At 34.0% G+C, this 21094-nt stretch carries 20 protein-coding genes; 14 read left to right on the top strand and 6 right to left on the bottom strand.

Translation table 11 applies throughout. The annotated features are described in order from the left end of the window. The first annotated feature begins 146 nt into the window (after positions 1-146). Both HYQ40_02695 and HYQ40_02690 read left to right on the top strand, forming a co-directional pair. Positions 147-1703 carry an IS21 family transposase gene (locus HYQ40_02695; protein MBZ6526669.1) on the top strand — a complete coding sequence of 519 codons (1557 nt, stop codon included), beginning with the start codon at positions 147-149 and terminating at the stop codon, positions 1701-1703. A gap of 27 nt (positions 1704-1730) precedes the next feature. Beyond that, a complete protein-coding gene (locus HYQ40_02690; protein MBZ6526668.1) occupies positions 1731-2438 on the top strand; it encodes an ATP-binding protein in 708 nt (235 codons plus the stop codon). 158 nt (positions 2439-2596) lie between these two features. On the opposite strand, the gene HYQ40_02685 is transcribed toward HYQ40_02690, so the two are convergent. Together HYQ40_02685 and HYQ40_02680 are read right to left on the bottom strand one after the other, a co-directional pair. After that, entirely contained in the window at positions 2597-2872 is a 276-nt protein-coding gene (locus HYQ40_02685; protein ID MBZ6526667.1) for a hypothetical protein, read from the bottom strand. Between the two features lie 16 nt (positions 2873-2888). Next, a complete protein-coding gene (locus HYQ40_02680) occupies positions 2889-3125 on the bottom strand; it encodes a hypothetical protein (GenBank protein MBZ6526666.1) in 237 nt (78 codons plus the stop codon). Positions 3126-3607: 482 nt separating this feature from the next. Between HYQ40_02680 and HYQ40_02675 the strand changes: the two genes are divergently transcribed. Further along, entirely contained in the window at positions 3608-4093 is a 486-nt protein-coding gene (locus tag HYQ40_02675; GenBank protein ID MBZ6526665.1) for a hypothetical protein, read from the top strand. 300 nt (positions 4094-4393) lie between these two features. Here HYQ40_02675 and HYQ40_02670 read toward each other — a convergent pair whose 3' ends face one another. Beyond that, positions 4394-5260, bottom strand: a complete 867-nt coding sequence (locus HYQ40_02670; protein ID MBZ6526664.1) for a helix-turn-helix domain-containing protein — start codon at positions 5258-5260, stop codon at positions 4394-4396. 840 nt (positions 5261-6100) lie between these two features. Here HYQ40_02670 and HYQ40_02665 point away from each other — a divergent pair. Beyond that, positions 6101-6343 carry a hypothetical protein gene (locus HYQ40_02665; protein MBZ6526663.1) on the top strand — a complete coding sequence of 81 codons (243 nt, stop codon included), beginning with the start codon at positions 6101-6103 and terminating at the stop codon, positions 6341-6343. Positions 6344-6413: 70 nt separating this feature from the next. On the opposite strand, the gene HYQ40_02660 is transcribed toward HYQ40_02665, so the two are convergent. Further along, positions 6414-7694, bottom strand: coding sequence for a toxic anion resistance protein (locus HYQ40_02660; GenBank protein ID MBZ6526662.1), 1281 nt, complete (start codon positions 7692-7694; stop codon positions 6414-6416). A 6-nt stretch (positions 7695-7700) separates the two neighbouring features. Then, positions 7701-8762, bottom strand: a complete 1062-nt coding sequence (locus tag HYQ40_02655) for a 5-bromo-4-chloroindolyl phosphate hydrolysis family protein (protein MBZ6526661.1) — start codon at positions 8760-8762, stop codon at positions 7701-7703. A gap of 251 nt (positions 8763-9013) precedes the next feature. Between HYQ40_02655 and HYQ40_02650 the strand changes: the two genes are divergently transcribed. From HYQ40_02650 to rpsD, 8 genes are all read left to right on the top strand, one after another. Beyond that, positions 9014-9592 (top strand): NUDIX hydrolase, encoded by a 579-nt coding sequence (locus tag HYQ40_02650; protein ID MBZ6526660.1) that lies wholly within the window; start codon positions 9014-9016, stop codon positions 9590-9592. Positions 9593-9597: 5 nt separating this feature from the next. Further along, complete coding sequence (locus HYQ40_02645) at positions 9598-10125, top strand: hypothetical protein (protein ID MBZ6526659.1); 528 nt, start codon at positions 9598-9600, stop codon at positions 10123-10125. A 17-nt stretch (positions 10126-10142) separates the two neighbouring features. Beyond that, positions 10143-10838 (top strand): 5'-methylthioadenosine/adenosylhomocysteine nucleosidase, encoded by a 696-nt coding sequence (locus HYQ40_02640; GenBank protein MBZ6526658.1) that lies wholly within the window; start codon positions 10143-10145, stop codon positions 10836-10838. Between the two features lie 679 nt (positions 10839-11517). After that, positions 11518-12315 carry an amino acid ABC transporter substrate-binding protein gene (locus HYQ40_02635; GenBank protein ID MBZ6526657.1) on the top strand — a complete coding sequence of 266 codons (798 nt, stop codon included), beginning with the start codon at positions 11518-11520 and terminating at the stop codon, positions 12313-12315. A 37-nt stretch (positions 12316-12352) separates the two neighbouring features. Then, entirely contained in the window at positions 12353-12982 is a 630-nt protein-coding gene (locus tag HYQ40_02630) for an amino acid ABC transporter permease (GenBank protein MBZ6526656.1), read from the top strand. Positions 12983-13321: 339 nt separating this feature from the next. Next, positions 13322-14746, top strand: coding sequence for an ABC transporter permease subunit (locus HYQ40_02625; GenBank protein ID MBZ6526655.1), 1425 nt, complete (start codon positions 13322-13324; stop codon positions 14744-14746). 11 nt (positions 14747-14757) lie between these two features. Then, positions 14758-15423: an amino acid ABC transporter ATP-binding protein gene (locus HYQ40_02620; GenBank protein MBZ6526654.1), complete on the top strand. Its 666-nt coding sequence runs from the start codon at positions 14758-14760 to the stop codon at positions 15421-15423. A gap of 215 nt (positions 15424-15638) precedes the next feature. Beyond that, complete coding sequence (gene rpsD, locus HYQ40_02615; GenBank protein ID MBZ6526653.1) at positions 15639-16247, top strand: 30S ribosomal protein S4; 609 nt, start codon at positions 15639-15641, stop codon at positions 16245-16247. Positions 16248-16596: 349 nt separating this feature from the next. On the opposite strand, the gene HYQ40_02610 is transcribed toward rpsD, so the two are convergent. Next, a complete protein-coding gene (locus tag HYQ40_02610; protein MBZ6526652.1) occupies positions 16597-17610 on the bottom strand; it encodes a BMP family protein in 1014 nt (337 codons plus the stop codon). A gap of 442 nt (positions 17611-18052) precedes the next feature. On the opposite strand from HYQ40_02610, the gene HYQ40_02605 reads away from it, so the two are divergent. After that, positions 18053-19777 carry a septation ring formation regulator EzrA gene (locus tag HYQ40_02605; protein MBZ6526651.1) on the top strand — a complete coding sequence of 575 codons (1725 nt, stop codon included), beginning with the start codon at positions 18053-18055 and terminating at the stop codon, positions 19775-19777. A 167-nt stretch (positions 19778-19944) separates the two neighbouring features. Continuing rightward, a complete protein-coding gene (locus tag HYQ40_02600) occupies positions 19945-21087 on the top strand; it encodes a cysteine desulfurase (protein MBZ6526650.1) in 1143 nt (380 codons plus the stop codon). Positions 21088-21094: the final 7 nt, after the last annotated feature.

Here is a 21094-nt window from a genome sequence, read left to right as displayed (position 1 = left end):
GTGGCGGAGCCACTTAGTTCGTTTTATAGAGAGCCACCGTTTCGCTAAAGGAGAGCCGCCATTTCGCTGTGTGAGAGCCACCTCTTTTTATAAAATATGTATGTAGGTATTATCCTACGACACATTTTATAGAAAGAGGTTTTTGTATGGAAAAATATAAACAGATACTTCGGTATGAACATGCCGGTATCTCTCAACGAGAAATAGCGAAGATACTTTCTGTCTCTCGTAATACTGTCTCAAAAGTAATCAATGCGAGGAAAGCCGCTCAATTAGATTGGGATCAAATCAGTGGACACACTGAAGCGGAGCTAGAGTCGAAACTTTTTCCTGAGGTGAGAGGCGACAGCGCAAGCTTTTATTATCCAATGGATGTTGAATATCTAATGGGTGAATTAAAGAAGCCAGGCGTCACTAAAAAGTTGTTATGGGAAGAGTATGTGAAAGAGTGTCATACCGTGGGTAAGCAGCTTCCTTATCAATATACGCAATTTTGTACCCACTTAAATCGAGGGATTGAACAGTCTAAAGCCACGATGTATTTTGAGCATACTGCGGGTGAAAAAGCTGAAGTTGATTGGGCTGGTACAACATATCATGTGGTTAATTCAGAGACTGGGGAGACACAAAAAGTGTTTTTCTTTGTTGCCACGTTACCTTACAGTCAGTTGACTTACGTAGAAGCCACATTAGATATGAAAGAAGAACAATGGATTAATGCGCATGTTCATTTATTTGAGTTTATCCAAGGTAGCCCTAAAATAGTTATTTGCGACAATTTAAAAACAGGTGTAATTAAGCATCCTAAACGGGGTGAAGTTGTTTTAAATGCGGCTTATCAAGAGATGGCTGATTACTATAGAACTGCGATTATCCCAGCGAAGCCTCGAACACCCAAAGGAAAAGCATCGGTTGAAGGCGCTGTCGGTCAAATCACCACTCAAATTATCGCTAAGTTAAGACACGAAACTTTCTTTAATTTATATGATCTTAATCAGCGGATCCTTGAGTTATTAGTCAATATCAATGAGAAGGGGTTCCAAAAAAGGAAAGGGTCCCGACTAGAGGTTTTCTTAACTGAAGAAAAAACGTATCTTCAACCACTACCCAAAGAAGCGTATGAATATGGTGTCTGGAAATCTGCCCGAGTCCAGTATAACTACCATATCGCCATTGATAAGATTTACTATTCGGTCCCCTATCACTATATCAAAAAAGATGTGCGAGTTCGAATAACACAGAATCGAATCGAAATTTTTCATCAACATGCACGTGTATGTAGTCATCGGCGTCGCCATGGCCGACCAGGTCAATACGTTACAGTGGAGGAGCATATGCCTATCAATCATCGTCAAGCAGGCGACTGGAATCGACATCGTTTTATCAAGTGGGCAAATAATATAGGCCCGCATACCGCGTTAGTCATTGAGCGCTTACTTGATCATTATAAAATAGAACAACAGGCCTTTAATGGTTGCCTTTCGATACTTAAACTGACTGATAAATATACCGAGAAGCAATTAGATTCTGCTTGTGAACAAGCAATCAGTATTATCCACACCCCTAGGTATCGCAATATTAAAAGAATCATTGAAGCACAGTCAACAAATCAACCGGGTTACAGCCAGCAGCCGACTAATCAGTCTGATACCAGCCAACATGTCTATTTACGTGGACAAGATTATTACGGAGAGAAGGACTAAATCATGAATGAATAAACTTATGAAAAGATGATTCAATTACGCCTAAAAGGCATGGCAGAAGCTTATCAAGAACAAAATAATGTGTCCGAATATACTCAGTGGACATTCGAAGAGCGCCTTGCTCACTTAATTGATCGTGAAGCAGACGTGAAGTACGATTCGAAAATTAAACGACTCATACAAAATGCCCACTTACCAGAAAACCAAGCATACATCGATGGGATTAAATATTATTCAGACCGTGGACTTAATAAGGACTTAATCCAAGAATTAAAGACCAACAAATACATTACAGCGCCTCACAACGTGATTATTGTTGGTCCCACTGGATCTGGAAAGAGTTATATCTCCTGTGCACTCGGTTATGAAGCTTGTTTACATGGAATGCGCACGAAGTACGTTCGGCTTCCTGATTTATTAACAGAAATTGCTTTAGCCAAAGCGGAGGCCACTTTCAGTAAGCTATTAAATCGGTATGAACGTCTCGATTTACTCATCATCGACGAGTGGGTCCTAATGGCCATAAGCACTGTTCAGGCAGCCGAGTTGTTGGAAATTATTGAAAGAAGATACCGTACGAAAGCAACTATTTTATGTTCCCAGTTTTCAGTAGGAGGTTGGCATGAACGACTAGGAGGTGGCGCGGTTGCAGATGCAATATTAGACCGTTTAGTCAGTAGATCTAAAAAGATAGAAATTCAAAGTGAGCGTTCGATGCGCGAAAGAATCGACTAATTAAAAAGAGAATTGACTTATTTTGAGTCAATTCTCTTTTAAGTTTACCCTGATGAAAATGATAAAGAGAGTGGCTCTCGTTGTCCGAAACGGTGGCTCTCAACATCCGAAATGGTGGCTCAAAATCGGCCGAAATATTCACGAGCCACATGCTTTTTTTATAATATAATTTTTTTGTGTTGAGAGTTTTCCTTTAGTTCAAACTCAATGGAAATTATGAGTTCATTTAAAGATTTTTGATGAGATCGGCCAAGTGAATCATTTTTTAATTGATACATGGTATCGATTGCCTGTTGAGCTAATTTTTTGCCTTTATCAATCTTTCCATCCGCAATCATTGCCTTGCCTTTTAAATAATGGAGTTTATTAATCTCGTAGAAATAGTTTGTATTAATTAAATCGTCAAGTAATTCATCAATTAATTTTCGAGCCAATAATATGTCTCGTTCGTTAATTAGTTTGGATCACGACAACATTATGTTTATAACTATCTTTATTAACGTAATGAGCAGCAGAGCTTTTGGCTTTCTTTAACAGTAGCTTGTTTACATTCAAAGGAATAAACTTAATAAAATTTGTATAGAGATATACTTCATAACTGCCCCAATGTTCATTGGACATTAAATAGTTGATGATTGTGTTAGTATCAGTCTTACTATAATGAAAAATTAAAGACTGCGGAAGCATATATCATGAGTTCAAGTTAAGATAGAAAATCAACAAAAATAGACTTAATCAGTACTATCTATGATAAACAAGTCTTCACCTGTTCTTCTGAGTAAATAAAATATTATGATGTATAAGTAATTTTGTATTATGTTTGAACTATAGTTAAATTACAAGCCATCACTAAATTAAACGTGGTAAAGTATATCCATAATATATCAAGGGGGATAATAATAAAAAAAACTATGTTATTTATTTTTTGTAGCTTGTTAGTAAGTGGATGCTTTACTTATTTAAATTATAGTCTGCTGAATCCATTTGGGGATGATGAATATATTATTATTATTGAATAGTTTAGACAAATATAAGAATATGAATTAATAGGAGAAATATTACAACAGAAAAATATTCCGTTATTTAATTTAATAAGAATCAATAATAATTTAAAAGTTAATTATTTAAAGTGAGTTATCAGAAGGTAAAATCAGAAATGAGGAATCGGAATGTTAAAACGAAAATTAAATAAGTTGTTCTTAATTACAGTTTTGATAATGAGCACATTAACTACTTCTATATCAGTTAGTGCTCACTATAATAATGATACCACTGTAATTGAAACTGAAGAAATAGTTAATTTTGAAGAAGTAAATATTTTAGCAGAATCAGAAATATCGCCGTTTATGAACTTTGAATACATACAAACTTTTTATCGAAATGGTAGTATTGCTAATTATACAATTAATGGTATAGCAATATTTTTATCAAATGCTGCAGGTGGAAATTTTTTGGTGAGTTCCTTTATTGACCTTGCGACATATATATATAATTCAAATGTAAATACGGTTTATACTACTGAATATGTATATAGGTCATTTGATTACAGGGGGCCTATACCGATAATAATGGCGGAACAAGTTATAATTTATGCTTATTCAGATTCAGCAAGAACAAACTTAATTGGAGTAGAGACAGTGTATTACTATCCATAAATGCTTTTTTTTGATTATAACTATAATTTTCAATTTAAATTTACGAGTACATGATTTTATTCGTGTTAAAATTTAATTAAAGTATATTTTTAGGATAATAAAAAAATCATAATATTTACAATAAGAAATTAGTTTTATAAAAATTTAAAAGTGGATATGACTCTAAATATGTAGACTAGAGTTGTATTCGCTTTTCTAAAAATAACTTAATTAACGACTTCAACTTCATTGAAAAAATGAATACTTAAATATAAAACAGAACGATGGCCCTATGCACATTGCTCCTTTCTTTACTTTAAATTATAATAGGAAGGAGTTTATAAATTCATCTAAAGATTTTTTATGTGCTCGAGCAATTTTACTATTTTGCAATTGATACATTATATCAATTGCTTTTTCAGCTATTCTTTTACCTTCAGTAATTTTACCACTAGCAATCATTATTTTTCCTTCTAAATAATTGAGTTTATTAATCTCGTAAAAATATTTAGTATCGATTAAATCCGGCATGATTTCCTTAATAGTATCACGAGCAGCAAGCAATTCATTATTAACTATCAACATATTAATAAAGTTAATATATAACAGTACAACGGTATGTTTATAACTCTCTGTTCCAACGAAAGAACTTGCAGCATTTTTCGCCTTCTTAATCAATATTAAATTAGTGTGGAGTGGTAAAAATTTAATGAAATTTGAATAAAGATGTAATTCATAGTTGCCCCAATTTTCATTATGAATTAAGTATTTGCTGATAGTGTTAATATCCTTGTTATTATAAGGTAATTTGCTATATAGGTTTATGTACTGTTCAATTAGGATTTTGTAATGAAGGACAAAAATGCTATCAAAAGTGTATATATTAAAGGATAGTTCATCTAATTTTTTGTTTAAAAAAATAATATCGTTATTTACTAAGCCCGGTAATAAGTCCTGCAAAAACTGATACATAGGTGTTGAATTGTATCGAGAGGTTAATCGATAAAACTCATCTGGACTTATCTTTAACCGTTGAAGTAAAGCAAATAAATTCGAAACAGATATATCATTTTTTTGATTTTCAAACTTTGAAAGAAAAGCAATTGATATAATCCCTTCAGAAGTTTCTTTTAAAGTAAGTCCTTTATCTAATCTAATTCTCTTGATTAAAGGTCCAATATGTTGCATAAAAAAATCCTCTCCTTATGTTGGATCAATTGTTAATTTTTAGAGCATCGATTTATCACTTATCCTAAAGTAAATTTGTATTATGTCAAGTTCAAAAATAAGAGATATTGTTCAAATATAAATGTAACTGATAGGACGAGAAAACGATATTTTAATGTTTTTTAGGAAAAGTAAAGTTCTCAAGAGTCAATCTTAAAAAGAAAATTGTAATGTTTACTCATCGCAACTAGAACAAATGCGTAAATACTTTAGTCTGAAATGAAAATAACGAAGAAACGTTAGAAAAGACTGGCAATCAAACTCTTTTATCTCTGAAGCATTTTATCAGGAATTTAGTCATGAAAAAATAATGATAATATTGATTTATATGAAGTGTATTCTTTATGCTACAGATTAATTGGATAGTGCAATTAATGAAGTTTAAGAATTTATTCTTAGAGCAAAAAATAGAAAAGCATTAGTAATTCATTTATAATGAAAAAACGTAATGAAAAATAAGTGGCACTAAATAATTACATGAATAATTTTATACATAATATTAACTATAGTAGTAATATCACTTCTTAATCCAGTTTAAGCTGTGATATTATATTTAGCGTTAGACAAACCATATTTGCATAGGTAATTAGTTAAGAACTTATTACTGTTAATCAAGATTTAACTGATTTTGAAAAAACCTCAAAAAGGGAAACCACCATTAATAGTGATATTATAAAAATAGGATACAACAGCCATATTAAATGATATTGTTACAACAAATAATTAGTGATTAACAAAGTTAAACTAATAAATCAAAAAACTAAAATGAGTCATTAAAATTTATATGAAAGGAGCTTTCAATTGATAGAAACTTTGAAAGCATTAATTAATCCAAAGAGTGCATTGAATAAATTTCATAAAGAAACATATTCCTGGGAAGAGGGAATTGTGCATGCTATTTTTTTAATTATGATAATTGATAACAAAAGTACAGGTATATTCAGTTATATTAAAATAACAGTATTAATTTTTCTTTTTCATTATTTTATTTTACAAATGAAAAAGAAAATAGTATTACATGCATCAAAAGAGTCTAAAAAATAGTTAATGATAGATTGTCTTAATTAAAAAAAATCAAATGAAAAAGTCAGCCGTTTTTTTCGGCTGACTTTTTTTAGATATTTTCTTGATCCCCTTGGCGTTGTTTCTTTTGCTCATTTGAGATGGCTAATAATTTATCGCGTAAATCATTTTCCATTTCTTGAAGTTCATGTTCGGCCAATCGACGTTGTTGACGGCCTGTTTGTTGAATTTCTAAGGTTTCTTCTAATGTACTAATCAAGTTACTTTGAGTCTTACGTAATGTATCGATATCAATCACGCCTCGTTCAGCTTCACGAGCAATATCAATGGTACTTTGTTTCAACATTTCTGAGTTTTTAAGCAACAAGTTATTTGTTGTTTCGGACACTTGTCGCTGTGACGTCGCAGCATTTTGCTGACGAAGTAGGGCCAAAGCGATTGTAATTTGGTTCTCCCATAACGGAATAGCCGTATGGACAGATACTTGAATCTTCTCAGCTAAGACTTGATTAGTGTTTTGAATCATTCGTATTTGTGGTGCTTGTTGAATAGTCATTTGTCGCGTTAAGCGTAAGTCGTGTGTTCGCTTATCTAAACGATCTAGAAATTGGTTTAAGTCATTGACTTTTTGAACTTCCATTTGATCTTGAGATTGTCTAGCCGTATCGATGGCTTTAGGAATAACTTCGTTTTGGAGTTGTTCCATCTTAACTTCACCAGCCGCAATATAGACATTTAGTGCATCAAAATAATCTTTATTTTTACTGTAAAACTGTTCTAACATTTGATTATCATTAAGTAATTCTGTTTTCTCACGTTCTAAACGAATAGCTACACGATCAATTTGACTACCAATTTGTTGATAACGCATTTGTGTTTCTGTAATTGAGCTTTTTACACGTTTGAAAACGCGTTGGAAAATATTAGGTTCTGCAGTTAGTTGACGTGGATCAGACTCTTGTAACTTTGTCATTAACTCAGTCAAAACATCTCCAACTTCTCCAGTATCTTTTAACTGTACTTGTTGTAAGATTGAACGAGAGAATTCACTTAATTTTTTCTGTGCATTCGATCCATAAGCGATAATTGCACTCATGTTGTCCTCGTCAATTTGATTAGCTAAGTCTTTAGCTTGCTTTTGGCGATGTTCTGGTAAGCGTTCGATAAGTTTTTCGTTTGAAACTTGGCGTTTAGCTAACATTTCTTGATCAGCAATATCTTTTTCAATTGTTTGTTCGATTGTTTCATCAAAAGGATTAGCTAGTAATTCATCGAATTCTGATGATTCTGGTTGAACTGACTGAACGGCCTCATTGATCGAACCGTGTTCTTGTTCTAACAACTCATCGAATAAATCTTTTTCTTCACTCATATATATCTACTCCTTTGTATCTGTATTATCTTCATCATTCATATTGTTCCAATCTTCTAAGATATCATCGACAGAGCGTGATGGTTCAATATTTTGATTCCGATTTAAGGTACGATTTGCTAAATTAATCTCATCATCCAAATCTTGGTAAGTCGCTTTATGAAAGTGAATGTAATCTTCTGTTAATCGTTTTGCTAATTCTTCAATCGTTTGTGCACTTTTTTCTAAGATTAGGTAAGTTTGTTTATTCTTGGCAATATGTTCGCTCACTTCATTGTATTTTTCAGTTAAATCATTTAATGATGGGAGGATACGGTATATTACATCGCCTGCTTCACTAAAACGTTTAGGCTCTTTGACTATATCTTGGAAGAATTGTTTACTAATTTCAATTGTATTATGACGCACATCAATCGCACGTAGTTTTGCTGTAGCATTCATTTGTTTTTCTATCGATATAATATGCTCACGTGCTTGCGCTAACTGTTCTCTTAAGTATGAAATTTCTTCATCAGATAAGCCGGCTTCATGGTAATGTTGGAGCTTATCTTTAGAGCTTGTTCGTGCAAAAGAATTTTTTGAAAAAGGTCTAGAATTAGATTTGAATAATTTCCCGATAAGGAATGTAATAACAGTGAAACCAATAATTATACTCACATTTGAAATGAAAAGTAAGATAATATTTTGAATGATTTGATAGTCTGCATCAAATACTGAACCGAGACCAGCTCCACCAATACTTAAAATTGAAAACAAATAGACAATTGTTTGTAGAGTATGAGGTGAATCTTGAGTTAAATGATTATACAAACGCGTTAACAGTGAAATTGATCCAAATGTAATAATCATCAACACAAATACGCTAATCAACGAATAAGGTATAAATGACGCACCTGAAAGTATTATCCCTATGAGAAATAATATAATAAAAAAGATGGGAACACCTTTGCTTATATTGTTTGATTTTTTTGAATGTGGTCGTGTCATATTTATGATTATACTAAGTAAAATTGAGCCTATACCAATAATAAAGAGTATATTTAAGCCTAATGCTAATAATCCGAACATATTTATCCCTCCATTTGTTTTTTCTTGTTCATCTTAACTAAAGTTTATCATAAAGTATCGTGTCATTTATCGGACTGGAGTCCCATATTTTAGAATCATGCATAGAAATGTCATAAAATAGTCATTTACTGATCATAGATCTCGTCTATAATAAACAAAAGAAAGTGATTGAATTATACATTGACAGTCTTTGCTTGTTTTATAAAGTGAGAGTCGCTACAATTTGTTTAATATTTATCAGGAGGTATATCATGTATTCAAATCCAGAACATATCCCATTTTTGCAAGACAAAGTCCTAAGACAGAGTGAGTTAATCTATGATGGGGCAATTTTACAATTATATCGTAACCAAATAGAGTTAGAAAATGGACAATTAGCTTACCGTGAATTAATCAATCATCAATCTGCGGTAGGTATATTAGCTATAACTCCACAAGACACAGTACTACTTGTTAAGCAATATCGCCCAGCAGTTGTTGAGCATATTATCGAAATACCAGCTGGTTTAAGAGACTTTATTGATGGAGTAGAGGAAGAGGCATTAACTGCTGCAAAGCGTGAGTTGGAGGAAGAGACAGGCTATCAAGCCAGTGATTGGACTGAGTTAGGGAGTTATTATGTATCCCCAGGCTTCGTGAATGAGAAAGTAACAGTCTTTGTTGCGGATCGTTTAGTGAAAGTAGAGACACCTCTGGCTCAAGATGAGGATGAACATATTGAACTAGTTGAGTTTACACGACAAGAAGTGAAAATGATGCTAGAAAATGATGAAGTAAGAGATATGAAGACAGCTATGGCATTAAATTACTGGCTATATCAAAAAGGATGATGAGAATGTTTAAGAAGAAACGAAATGAAGACTATCAAGAATATATCGATTATGAAAGTGATTCAGAATTCGACAATACAGAAATGGATGAGCAGCGAGAATACCGAATGGATTCAAGAGAACCGGTCCAAGGTAGTGAGTGGCAAAATGAAGAGAATCACGATTACTATCAAGGCCAAGGCTATGCTGAAAATTTAGACGACTATTCTGAATATGGAACACATGAACAAGAAGGTGAATTTGGCAATCAGTATGTTTCTAGAAGCCAAAGAAGACAACAGAACACTTATAATAATGACCAAACTCAACATTCATCAGAATATCATGACCAAGATGAATTTAACTACCAACATGATAATCCTGAAGACTACGATGATTATGGTTTAACGCAAGAAGAATCACGATTCAAGCAGAATGAAAATATGCCAAGACGAACTAAATATAATGCGCGCATCGATAGATTTTTAAATAATGGTATAATCATTGTTGGTGTATTATTGATTATTGTATTAGTTATTGCATTCTTATTATAAAATTTGTAGAAAAGAGGATGAATATGATTATTGGATTAATTGGAGCGATGGAAGAAGAAATTCGCGAATTAAAAAAATCAATTACTGAACAAGAAGTATCTACACAATTTGGTGTAGAGTTTATTAAAGGTAATTTAGAAGGTAAGGAAGTTGTGCTTGTCTTATCGGGCATAGGTAAAGTAAACGTGACAATCACAGTGACATTATTAAAACAATTATTTAATGTGACTCACATTATAAACACTGGATCTGCAGGTGCTTTAGATTCTGCATTAGAAGTAGGGGACATTGTTATTGCACATACATTAGCTTATCATGATGTGGACGTAACTGGGTTCAATTATGAACTAGGACAAATGGCAGGTATGCCAGCATTGTATTACCCAGATACTGAAATGGTAAGAGTGGCACAGAATGTATGTCGTGATATGGGCTTAGAGCCTTACATCGGACAAATTGTATCAGGGGACCAATTTGTTGGAACTCATGCTCAAAAAGCTGAGATACTAGAGAATTTTCCACTTGCAAGAGCTGCTGAGATGGAATCGACTGCTATCGCTCAAGCTGCTTATGTCATGGGGATTCCATTTGTCATTGTGCGTGCTATATCAGATTCAGCGAATGATGAAGCATCAATGTCATTTGATCAGTTTATCGTCACCGCTGGTAAAGTATCAGCGACAATGGTTAAAGCCACAGTCGGCGCACTATAAGTTAAATACAATGAGTTTTCTAAGCTTCCTAAATAATGTGGGAAGCTTTTTTTATACGGTTAATCAAGATGTCTTTGTGTAAAAGCGAGGGATTTGCACACATTCCCGTATCAATTGGGAATTCATTGTGTCCGTGGGAATGTCTTCGGTTACCTCTTTCGGCGATGAGCGACGTATAGATTCAGTAGTACAGCGAGATGGAAGCTCAATCACGAGGTGTCAGTCGAGGAACTAGTGGAGCTGTGTTCCTAACCGGGGATTAAACCATTCTCAATGGAATAAGTATAAAAGAATGGTCGCTTTTACACAAAAAATGATTAAACATAGAATTTCGGTTAAATTATTAGTATACGATTAAAACACTTGACTTAATGCACGGATTAACTTATTATAAACTCATAAATAAAAAAAGATTGTTTCAAAGGACAAAGAGATAGGTCATGTTATGAAAGAGAATTTGCGGTAGCTGAGAAGCAAAGCATAACAGCCTATGAAGACACAGCCTTTCGTATTACAATCAAGGTTGACCCTTTATCGTCTAAGTAATCGTATTACTTACTGAGATAATTATTGAGAAATAATTATAAACAAAGGTGGGACCACGTCGTAGACGTCCTTTAATCCATATGGATTAAAGGGCGTTTTTTGTTGCTTTAGTTTACAAAAGGAGACTTATAAAATGAAAAAAATAGTATCAAAAATAATCGTCGCTTTTATTGCGTTATTAACATTAGTGTCTGCATCAAGCCCAGCATTTGCTCAAGAAATTAATAAAGATGAAGGTGTAGTCATCGGATTTGATGATACGTTCGCACCGTTCGGATTCAAAAATAATGAAGGAGAGAATGTTGGTTTTGATATTGATTTAGCTGAAGAAATCCTTGGTCGACTAAATGTTGACTATACTTTCCAACCCATTGATTGGAGTATGAAAGAAACAGAATTGAATACAAACAACATTGATATGATTTGGAATGGGTATTCTATCACACCACAGCGTGAAGAAGTTGTATTGTTCTCAGAACCATATATCCAAAACCGACAAGTTATCATTGTTAAAGCGGATAGTGATATTCAAGCAAAAGAAGATTTTGCTGGAAGATTTATGGCAACCCAGGAACAATCAGCATCGTTTGAAGCAATTATGAATGAAGAAGAGTTTGCTATGGGCTTGGATGGTGGGCAACCAGTCACGTATCCAACCTTCGTAGAAGTGTTTAGCGATTTAGACAATGGTCGTGTTGATGGCATTGTCGTTGATGAATTATTGGCAACCTATTTCTTAGAACAAAATGGATCAGCAGATCAATACCGTATTTTAGATGATAACTTTGGTGAAGAGGATTATGGTGTAGGGTTCCGTAAGAGTGATGAAGCATTCGCTGAAGAATTTAATACTGTATTGGCAGAAATAATTGAAGACGGAACATTCGATGAGATTAAATCTCAATGGTTCAGCGATGTAGAGAGCGAATAAAATAATATTAATGTAGGCTATAAGGAGCGAAAAAGAGATGGATTTATCAATGATACAACCACTATATAATGGATTCGTTACGACGTTTCAATTTTTCATATTTACGCTAATACTAAGTATTCCGCTTGGATTAATAATAGCGTTGTTAGCTCAAAGGTTTTCGAAAACATTAGGAGTTATAATTAGGGGTTACGTCTATCTTTTCCGTGGAACACCATTACTCCTTCAAATGATGTTTATGTTCTTTGGCCTACCTTTTATTGGAATTGTATTAGGGCGTTTTGAAGCAGCCCTAATTACTTTAGTGTTGAATTATGCAGCGTATTTTGTTGAAATTTTTAGAGGTGGCTTAAACGCTATACCCAAAGGTCAGTACGAGGCCTTACAAGTTCTTTCAATTGATCGGATTACTGGATTAAAGAATGTTATTCTTCCTCAATTATGGAAGATTGTAATGCCCTCAGTCGGTAATGAAGTCATTAGTTTAATTAAAGATACATCATTAATTCATATTCTTGGTTTGGAAGAATTATTGAAAGTTGGTCGAACAATGTCGAATCAACAAGCTAGTTTATTGCCATTTGTTTATGTAGCTGTGATTTATTTATTATTTACAGGAGTAACAACAATGATATTAAGATTTGTAGAAAGAAGAATTGAAGACTAATATTAAAATAACATTAACATATTGACTTTATAATCATTTTCTTTTACCATATTCTTAACAAAAAGATATTTATGGATAGGATATCGAGTCGTCACCTTCATGAAAGAGAATTTGCGGTAGCTGGAAAGCAAAGCATGAAGCCAACTCATACACGACCTATTAATTTAAAACATAAAACGGTAGACTCGTTATCGTCTCACTTATGATTAGTTTAGCTTAAGTGATTAAGTTAATTATCGTGAGGTAATTAAAAATGAAGGTGGAACCACGTCTCAACGTCCTTTACTCTAAAAATAGAGTGAAGGGCGTTTTTAATTTGAATATAAGGAGTAAGTAATAATGAAAAAATGGTTTAACTTGTTGATACTTAGTGTTTTGGTGTTCGTTCCTTTACAAGCGAGTGCTCAGTCGAATATAACGATTCAACCAGATGAAACAGTTACGGTAGGGTTGGATTCAACGTTCGCACCATATGGTTTCTTAAAAAACGGTGAATTCACAGGATTTGATGTTGAATTGGCTGAGGAAGTCTTTACTGAAATGGGTGTAGATTACGAATTTCAATCAATCGATTGGTCGATGAAGGAAGCTGAGTTGAATAACGGGAATATTGATATGATTTGGAATGGCTATTCGAAAACCCCGGAACGAGAAGAATTAGTTCTTTTTTCGGATAATTATGTTGAAGGCCGAGTAGGAGTTTTGGTTAAACAAGACAGTGATATTCAATCAATTAATGATTTAGAAGGATTGAAAGTAGCGACTCAAGAAGGTTCTTCGCAGCTCGAAGCAATTATGCAGCAACCAGGGCTCGTCGAATCATTAGATGGTGGACGTGTTATAACGTTCTCTTCCTTTAATGAAGTTCTTCAAGAATTGGCTACAGGAAGAGTTGACGCAATTGTAGTTGCAGACTTAGTAACACGTTACTACTTTTCACAAAATGGTCAAGCAGCTGATTATCGAATGCTAGATGAGGATTTTGGTATTACCCCAACGGCAGTTGGATTTAGAAAGAGTGATACAGCGTTTGTTGAAGAGTTTAACACAGCTTTAAATACAGTGATGAATAGTGATGTTTATGATGAGATAGAAGGTCGATGGTTTGCTACACTAGGAGGGGATGAGGCGGCTGATGAAGCAAATATGCTTGCTCCTTTGCTTGAGGCAGCTAAAACGACGTTATTCGTATTTTTTGTTGTTTTAATTATTAGTATCCCACTTGGTTTGTTGATTGCATTATTAGAACAAAGAGCACCTACTTGGATAAAAGCTATTATTCAAGTTTACGTTTATGTGTTTAGAGGATCACCATTATTATTACAATTGATGGTTGTATATTTTGGTTTACCATTCTTAGGAATAACCCTTGAACGTGTACCTGCAGCATTGGCTACTATGATTATTAACTATGCCGCCTATTTGGTCGAGATATTCCGAGGTGGGTTAAATGCTATCCCACAAGGACAGTATGAATCATTGAAAGTATTATCAATTAATAAACTAACGGGTTACCGCCGAGTGATATTACCTCAATTATGGAATATCGTGATGCCATCCGTTGGTAATGAGATTATAAGTTTAGTGAAAGATACATCACTTATCTATATTCTAGGTTTAGATGAATTATTAAAAGTCGGGCGATCATTATCGAATCAACATGCAAGCATGCTACCGTATCTTTATGTTGGTGTGATTTACTTGGCATTAACAGGGATTGTCACTTTAGTGTTAAATCAAATTGAAAAGAAACTGGACTATTAGGAGGATAACAAATGAGTTTAATCGTAAAAGACGTAAGTAAACAGTTTGGCAACAATGTTGTTTTAAGTAATTATAATATGGAAGTGAATCCAGGTGAAATTACAGTCGTATTAGGTGAGTCCGGTAGTGGGAAGACGACATTACTTAGAATGATTAATCATCTTGAAGAAGTAGATAAAGGATCTATATCAATTGATGATACTTTCTTAGTTAAGGATGGACAGTACCAAGATAATCAATCAATTAAGGATTATCAATATAAAATTGGCCTTGTATTTCAAGATTACCAATTATTCCCTAATTTAAGTGTACTTGAGAATTTATTACTTGCGCCACAGTCGAATAAGTTTGATTCAAAAGCAGTGTTGGAAGAAAAAGCAAATTCATTATTAACACAAATGGGCGTAGGAGATAAAGGTGACTCGAAACCCGGTCAACTGTCTGGTGGACAGAAGCAACGTGTAGCGATTGCGCGTGCTATGATGATGAATCCGAGTTTATTATGCTTTGATGAACCGACATCAGCATTAGATGAGAAGACAGTAGGAAAAATCGCAGAATTAATTACTCAATTATCAAATCAAGGGATAATGATTTTAATTATCACCCATGATAATGAATTAGTGAAGTTACTAGGGAATGCAAAAGTGATTCGATCAACGGAATTTATCAATTAATACTTGATTTGGACTCACTTATTTGTTAAACTATTCCTTGTGTAAAATAATGCAGCGTTAAAACAGAAAGCGCGTCAACATTCTAAAACCTAATGAAATAAGTAGGGCGTCGAGTAACCGCGGCTGCTAATGGTGAAAGTGGAAAGCGGAATGCACGCATTCGAGTTTTAAACAGAATTATTTTACTCCAAAAAAATTATTGGAGGAATTAAATTATGTCAAGATATACAGGACCATCATGGAAATTATCACGTCGTTTAGGAATCTCTTTAACTGAAACAGGTAAAGAAATCGCAAAACGTAACTACGCACCAGGACAACACGGGAACAACTCTCGTAGAAAGATTTCTGAGTACGGATCTCAATTACAAGAGAAACAAAAATTACGTTTCATGTATGGATTAAACGAACGTCAATTCTCAACATTATACCTACGTGCAGGTAAAATGGAAGGAAAACACGGTGAGAACTTCATGGTGTTATTAGAAACTCGTTTAGATAACTTAGTATACCGTCTAGGATTTGCTAATACTCGTCGCCAAGCGCGTCAATTAGTAAACCACGGTCACGTTACTGTTGATGGTAAACGTGTTGATATTCCATCATACTTAGTATCACCAGAACAAGTTGTTGGATTACGTGAGAAATCTCAAGATTTAGCATTAATCAAAAACAACTTAGAAAACGTTGTTTCACGTTTAGACTTCGTTTCATATGACGAAAACTCTAAACAAGGTACTTTAACTCGTTTACCAGAGCGTAGCGAATTAAATGCTGAAATTGATGAGTCATTAGTTGTTGAGTACTACAACAAATTAGGTTAATTTTAATACTAATTTTGTAAGTTTATCAAAACAACGATTGAACACAGAATTTAACATAACGAGTGTTAGTTTGGAGCCCTGCTTCGAACTGCACTCGTTATTTTGTATAATAAGGTAGAAATATAGAATAAGATGAATCAATTTATGATGAGTCAGAAACGCCCAAATAAAAATACGTTAGTATATTATTTAGAGCTGAAGATAATTCAATGGCCACAATGGAAGTCTTCCTTACACGGAACAATGCGAACACCTTTCGCATTTTCAAATCAAATTGATTTCGGCTTTAAATGATGCAACAAAAAAAAGTTAGTATTGCCTAGGCAATACTAACTTTTAGTCACTTTAATTATTGTTCTGGAGCATCTGGAACTTCAATGTCACCATGAATGATTTGTTGTCTGAAGTCTTCAATAACAGATAAAGAGTCATCAGATAAACGACCATCTGCTAAACCAACACCATCGTTAGCGAGGTTAAACCATTGAATACCTGGTTCAAAGCCGTTTTCTAAAACACCATTGCTAAAGGAATGGATTGCATTACCGGTGTTTTTTAAGGTAGAAGTTAAATTGATATTTCGGGTTTCACCATTTATGGTTGTTTTCCCTTCAGCACTTTGATCCAAATCAACACCAATCACCCAAAGCTCTCTATCTGGTTGGATGCTTACTAAATCTTTAGCTTCTGAAAAGACGCCGTTACCGGTAGGTCCTGAAGCGTGGAAGATAACATCGACGTCGTTGGCATACATCGTAGCAGCGATAGTACGTCCGATCGAAGAGTCTGTGAAGCTTCCAGCGTATTGGATGTCGATATCGATAGAATCGTCAACAGCTTGAACACCAGCAACAAAACCGGCTTCAAACTTATCAATAACAACACCTTCAACACCGCCAACAAATCCAACTTTATTGGATTTAGTAGTTGTAGCCGCCGCGACACCAGCAAGAAAGGCTGCTTCTTCATCGGCAAAGTTTAAAGAAGCAACATTGGGTAATTCAATTACCGAATCGACCATCCCAAAGTATTGATCTGGATATTGTTTAGCAATTTCTTGTACAGCGGGTTGTAATTTATAGCCGATAGCAAATATAAGATCGATGTTATTTTGAGATGCTAAGTTTAAGTTTGTTATGTAATCAGCTTCGGTATCAGATTGGAAATAGGTAAAGCCATCTAATCCTTGTTCTTTATTATGCTCTTTACCCCAGCGATTCATGCCTTCCCATGCACCTTGGTTGAAGGATTTATCGTCAACTCCACCGACGTCTGTGACCATCCCAATACTGAAGTCATCTTGAGCATGGACATTAATAGAAGAGAGTGTAAGTAAACTTGAGAGTAGTAATAAAATTTTCATTTATCTACCAAACCTTTCTAAATATAATAGACATAGTATATCATGTTTTATTAAGGGGGATAAAATTAAATTAGTAGGTATAAGTAAATTTTTAGTATAAATATATCGTTTATTTTCATATATAGTGATAATTAGTAATTATTTCTGTTATTATAGTAAGTGTATGGGTGTACTATAGAGCAATTTGACATTTTTGGAATGAATTATATATACAAGTAGTAATATTTTAAGTTACTTTTGTTGTCTATTTTAATAAAGGATGAAGTTGATTTGGATAGAATCTATTGAATATGGGTGTATTTCACTACAACCTTTACGCTAATGCCTTTATTTATCGCGATAAATACTTTAATTAATGACTTGTAAATGCTATAATCGAGATTGACAATTTATGTAGTAAATTTAAAACACATATATATACTGATTGATGAGGAGCGAGACAATGAATTTAACCTTTACTGATATTTTATTTATCATCGTTATCCTCTTTCTTGTTGCATCGGGGGTTATTTTTTATCTAAGAACGCAGCGTGCGAAAGAGATACGAGAACTAGAGAATCGTAAAGACGAAATGATGAGCATTTCGATTGCTGATCAATTATTTACGTTAAAGAATATGGATTTAGCGGGCCAAACGAAACGTAAATATGAGAGCCTTGTTGCAACTTGGCAAACACTAACAAATTTTCAATTTACAGAGATTGAGGCAATGTTAGTCGGAGCAGAGCAATACAGCGAACAAATGAACTTGATGAAGGCTAAAACTGCGCTAGATGAGGCACGTGATTTACTTGACGAAACGGAAGTACAAGTCCATGACTTACATGATGAGTTAACAGCTTTACTACGTATTAGTGAAAATAATCATGACCGTAATGAAGCTATGCTTGAACGCTATAACACAGCGCGTAAAAGCATTATGAATCATTCTTTCGATTACGGGCCAGCTATTGAAACGTTAGAGAAAAACTTACAATATTTAGAGTTAAACTTTACACGTTACAATGAGTTAACAACTGCTGGTGATCACATTGAAGCCGACGACATGTTAGATACAATCGAAGCAGATTTAAGTAGCTTAGAAGAAATTCTTGAAAAGCTACCATCTATGTACAACAAGATTAAGAAAGATTACGAAGATGCTTTGGAAGATATTCTTGATGGGCATCAAAGAATGCTTGAAAGTCACTTTAATTTCGAAGGTGTGAATGTGCCTGAGAAAGTAGAAGAGATTCAAGAAAGATTGAATGAAGCTAAAAATCACATTAAAAATGCTGATTTAGTTGATGCACAAACTTTAATGGACAAAGCAGATCGAGAAATCAATTCACTATATGACTTTATGGAAGCGGAAATCGAAGCAAAAAATTATGTGAACACTCATATTAATCAATTGCGTTCGCGTTTTGACGAAGTAAGAGAAAATAATCGTTATGCTAGTATTGAGGTAGATCGTATCGCTCAAAGTTATATCTTGCATGAGAACGAAGTGGATCAGATTAGTGAATTAACTGATCAGATTAATGCAGAGTTTGGTCGCTTCACTAACACGGCTGGATCAATTGAAACAGACGGTGCAGTGTTTACTCAAGTAGCGGAACAATTAAGCCGCATTGAAAAGAATCTTAATGATTACGATAGTAAGCAACAAAAAATTGTTAAAGATTTAGGTCAACTAAATCTACGCGAACGCGAAGCGAAAAGCAATTTAGATACTTATGAATTAGATTTACGTAATATGAAACGACGCTTGGAGAAACAACATCTACCAGGTTTAAGTTCGAATTACTATGATATATTCTATAAAGTAACAGATGAGATTGAAAACTTATCAAAACAATTAAACCGAGTACGTATTGATATGAGCGAGATTGAAGTGTTAGAGAGACAATTAACTGAACATCTTGGTCAATTAGAAGATCTGACTGAGACGACAGTAGATAGTGCTACACTTACTGAATATATGATTCAACATAGTAATCGATTCCGCTTTGACTATCCAGAGATGGATCAAGCCATTCATGATGCAGAATACTTATTCTACGATGAATTCAGATATGATGAAGCTCTAAATGTCATTGAAAAAGCTTTATACCGTGTTGATCGTGATGGTCCAACTCAAGTTAGACGTATGTATCAACAAGAAAAGCAAAACCGAGTATTTTAAAATAAGTTTTAACCTTTGAATTGGTCGTCAAGTGACAATTCAAAGGTTATTTTTATGTAGTGTGTTAAATATGATAAAATCACTGACATCCAATCAAAGCTATGTTATAATGTTTGGTGCTGTTTTTAGAAAAAATTGATAAAATAAATTGTAGAAGGAGAAATGAGATGTATTATTTCGATAATAGTGCAACAACAAAACCCTTTTCAGAAATACTTGATGTATTTCAAAAAGTATCATTAAGTTACTTTGGAAACCCTTCGAGTGCTCACAAATTAGGAGAAGAAGCCAAGGCTTTAATGACATCAGCTAGACAACAAATTGCTGACATATTGTGTTTTCAAAGTAATGAGATTTTCTTTGCTTCTAGCGGGACTGAAGTTAATAACTGGGTTATGCAAGCAATATTAAAAGCAATTAAAGATATTCATCCAAAAAGAAATAAAGTGTTAATCTCATCCATTGAACATCCAGCTACAATGAAACAAATCCCGTTGTTAGAATCAATGGGGTATCAAGTTGAATTGATAAACGTTGATTCAAATGGACAAATTGAGCTAAATCACTTTGAAGAATTACTCAGTGATGACGTTCTACTCGTATCTATTATGGGTGTTAACAATGAAGTCGGGGCTATTCAACCAATTGATGGAATTGCTTCATTATTAAAGAAATATCCTCAAGTCATCTGGCATATGGATGGCGTTCAAACTGTTACAACTCAAATTGACTTATTACGGGAACCAAGAATTGATATGATTACATTATCCAGTCACAAATTTCATTCGGTAAGAGGTGTTGGGATTTTAGCGCAACGCAAGCGAGTACCTACTAAACCCTTATTATTTGGTGGGGGACAAGAAACTGGTCGACGTAGTAGTACTGAGAACTTACCGGGAATCGTGGCAACAAGTCGTGCTCTACGAAAGATGGATGAAATTCAAAGCGAAACAAAAGAGAAATTGGGTAATTACAGACTTCAACTGATTAATGAAATGAAAAAACTTGGCTGGAATGTTTTTTCTGAGGCAACAGGTAGTGAACATATAGTATGTGGTGCGTTAACTCCAGTACCAGGTGAAGTATTGCTACATGCATTAGAAGCACACAATGTGTTTGTTTCCACAACGAGTGCTTGTGCTAGTCGTTCCCATAAAGAGCATGCAACGTTAAAAGCGATGAAAATACCCGATAGTATCAGTAAATCAGCTATCAGAATAAGTATGGCAAATACAACAACCGATGAAGAAGTTGAGTTTCTAATCAAGACACTACAACAAGTCACTGAACAATTTAAAACTTATGCTTAAAGAGGAG

The sequence above is a fragment of the Aerococcaceae bacterium DSM 111021 genome (assembly GCA_020112395.1).
Lineage (GTDB): Bacteria > Bacillota > Bacilli > Lactobacillales > Aerococcaceae > Ruoffia.
Note: the sequence above shows the minus strand (reverse complement) of the source record. Positions and strands in the feature narration are given on the sequence as shown.

What these genes read in the sequence shown, in the direction of transcription:
- HYQ40_02695 (MBZ6526669.1), top strand. Translation starts at nt 147, where the DNA reads ATGGAAAAATATAAACAGATACTTCGGTATGAACATGCCGGTATCTCT.
- HYQ40_02690 (MBZ6526668.1), top strand. Translation starts at nt 1,731, where the DNA reads ATGATTCAATTACGCCTAAAAGGCATGGCAGAAGCTTATCAAGAACAA.
- HYQ40_02680 (MBZ6526666.1), bottom strand. Translation starts at nt 3,125, where the DNA reads ATGCTTCCGCAGTCTTTAATTTTTCATTATAGTAAGACTGATACTAAC.
- HYQ40_02675 (MBZ6526665.1), top strand. Translation starts at nt 3,608, where the DNA reads ATGTTAAAACGAAAATTAAATAAGTTGTTCTTAATTACAGTTTTGATA.
- HYQ40_02670 (MBZ6526664.1), bottom strand. Translation starts at nt 5,260, where the DNA reads ATGCAACATATTGGACCTTTAATCAAGAGAATTAGATTAGATAAAGGA.
- HYQ40_02660 (MBZ6526662.1), bottom strand. Translation starts at nt 7,694, where the DNA reads ATGAGTGAAGAAAAAGATTTATTCGATGAGTTGTTAGAACAAGAACAC.
- HYQ40_02655 (MBZ6526661.1), bottom strand. Translation starts at nt 8,762, where the DNA reads ATGTTCGGATTATTAGCATTAGGCTTAAATATACTCTTTATTATTGGT.
- HYQ40_02650 (MBZ6526660.1), top strand. Translation starts at nt 9,014, where the DNA reads ATGTATTCAAATCCAGAACATATCCCATTTTTGCAAGACAAAGTCCTA.
- HYQ40_02645 (MBZ6526659.1), top strand. Translation starts at nt 9,598, where the DNA reads ATGTTTAAGAAGAAACGAAATGAAGACTATCAAGAATATATCGATTAT.
- HYQ40_02640 (MBZ6526658.1), top strand. Translation starts at nt 10,143, where the DNA reads ATGAATATGATTATTGGATTAATTGGAGCGATGGAAGAAGAAATTCGC.
- HYQ40_02635 (MBZ6526657.1), top strand. Translation starts at nt 11,518, where the DNA reads ATGAAAAAAATAGTATCAAAAATAATCGTCGCTTTTATTGCGTTATTA.
- HYQ40_02630 (MBZ6526656.1), top strand. Translation starts at nt 12,353, where the DNA reads ATGGATTTATCAATGATACAACCACTATATAATGGATTCGTTACGACG.
- HYQ40_02625 (MBZ6526655.1), top strand. Translation starts at nt 13,322, where the DNA reads ATGAAAAAATGGTTTAACTTGTTGATACTTAGTGTTTTGGTGTTCGTT.
- HYQ40_02620 (MBZ6526654.1), top strand. Translation starts at nt 14,758, where the DNA reads ATGAGTTTAATCGTAAAAGACGTAAGTAAACAGTTTGGCAACAATGTT.
- rpsD (MBZ6526653.1), top strand. Translation starts at nt 15,639, where the DNA reads ATGTCAAGATATACAGGACCATCATGGAAATTATCACGTCGTTTAGGA.
- HYQ40_02610 (MBZ6526652.1), bottom strand. Translation starts at nt 17,610, where the DNA reads ATGAAAATTTTATTACTACTCTCAAGTTTACTTACACTCTCTTCTATT.
- HYQ40_02605 (MBZ6526651.1), top strand. Translation starts at nt 18,053, where the DNA reads ATGAATTTAACCTTTACTGATATTTTATTTATCATCGTTATCCTCTTT.
- HYQ40_02600 (MBZ6526650.1), top strand. Translation starts at nt 19,945, where the DNA reads ATGTATTATTTCGATAATAGTGCAACAACAAAACCCTTTTCAGAAATA.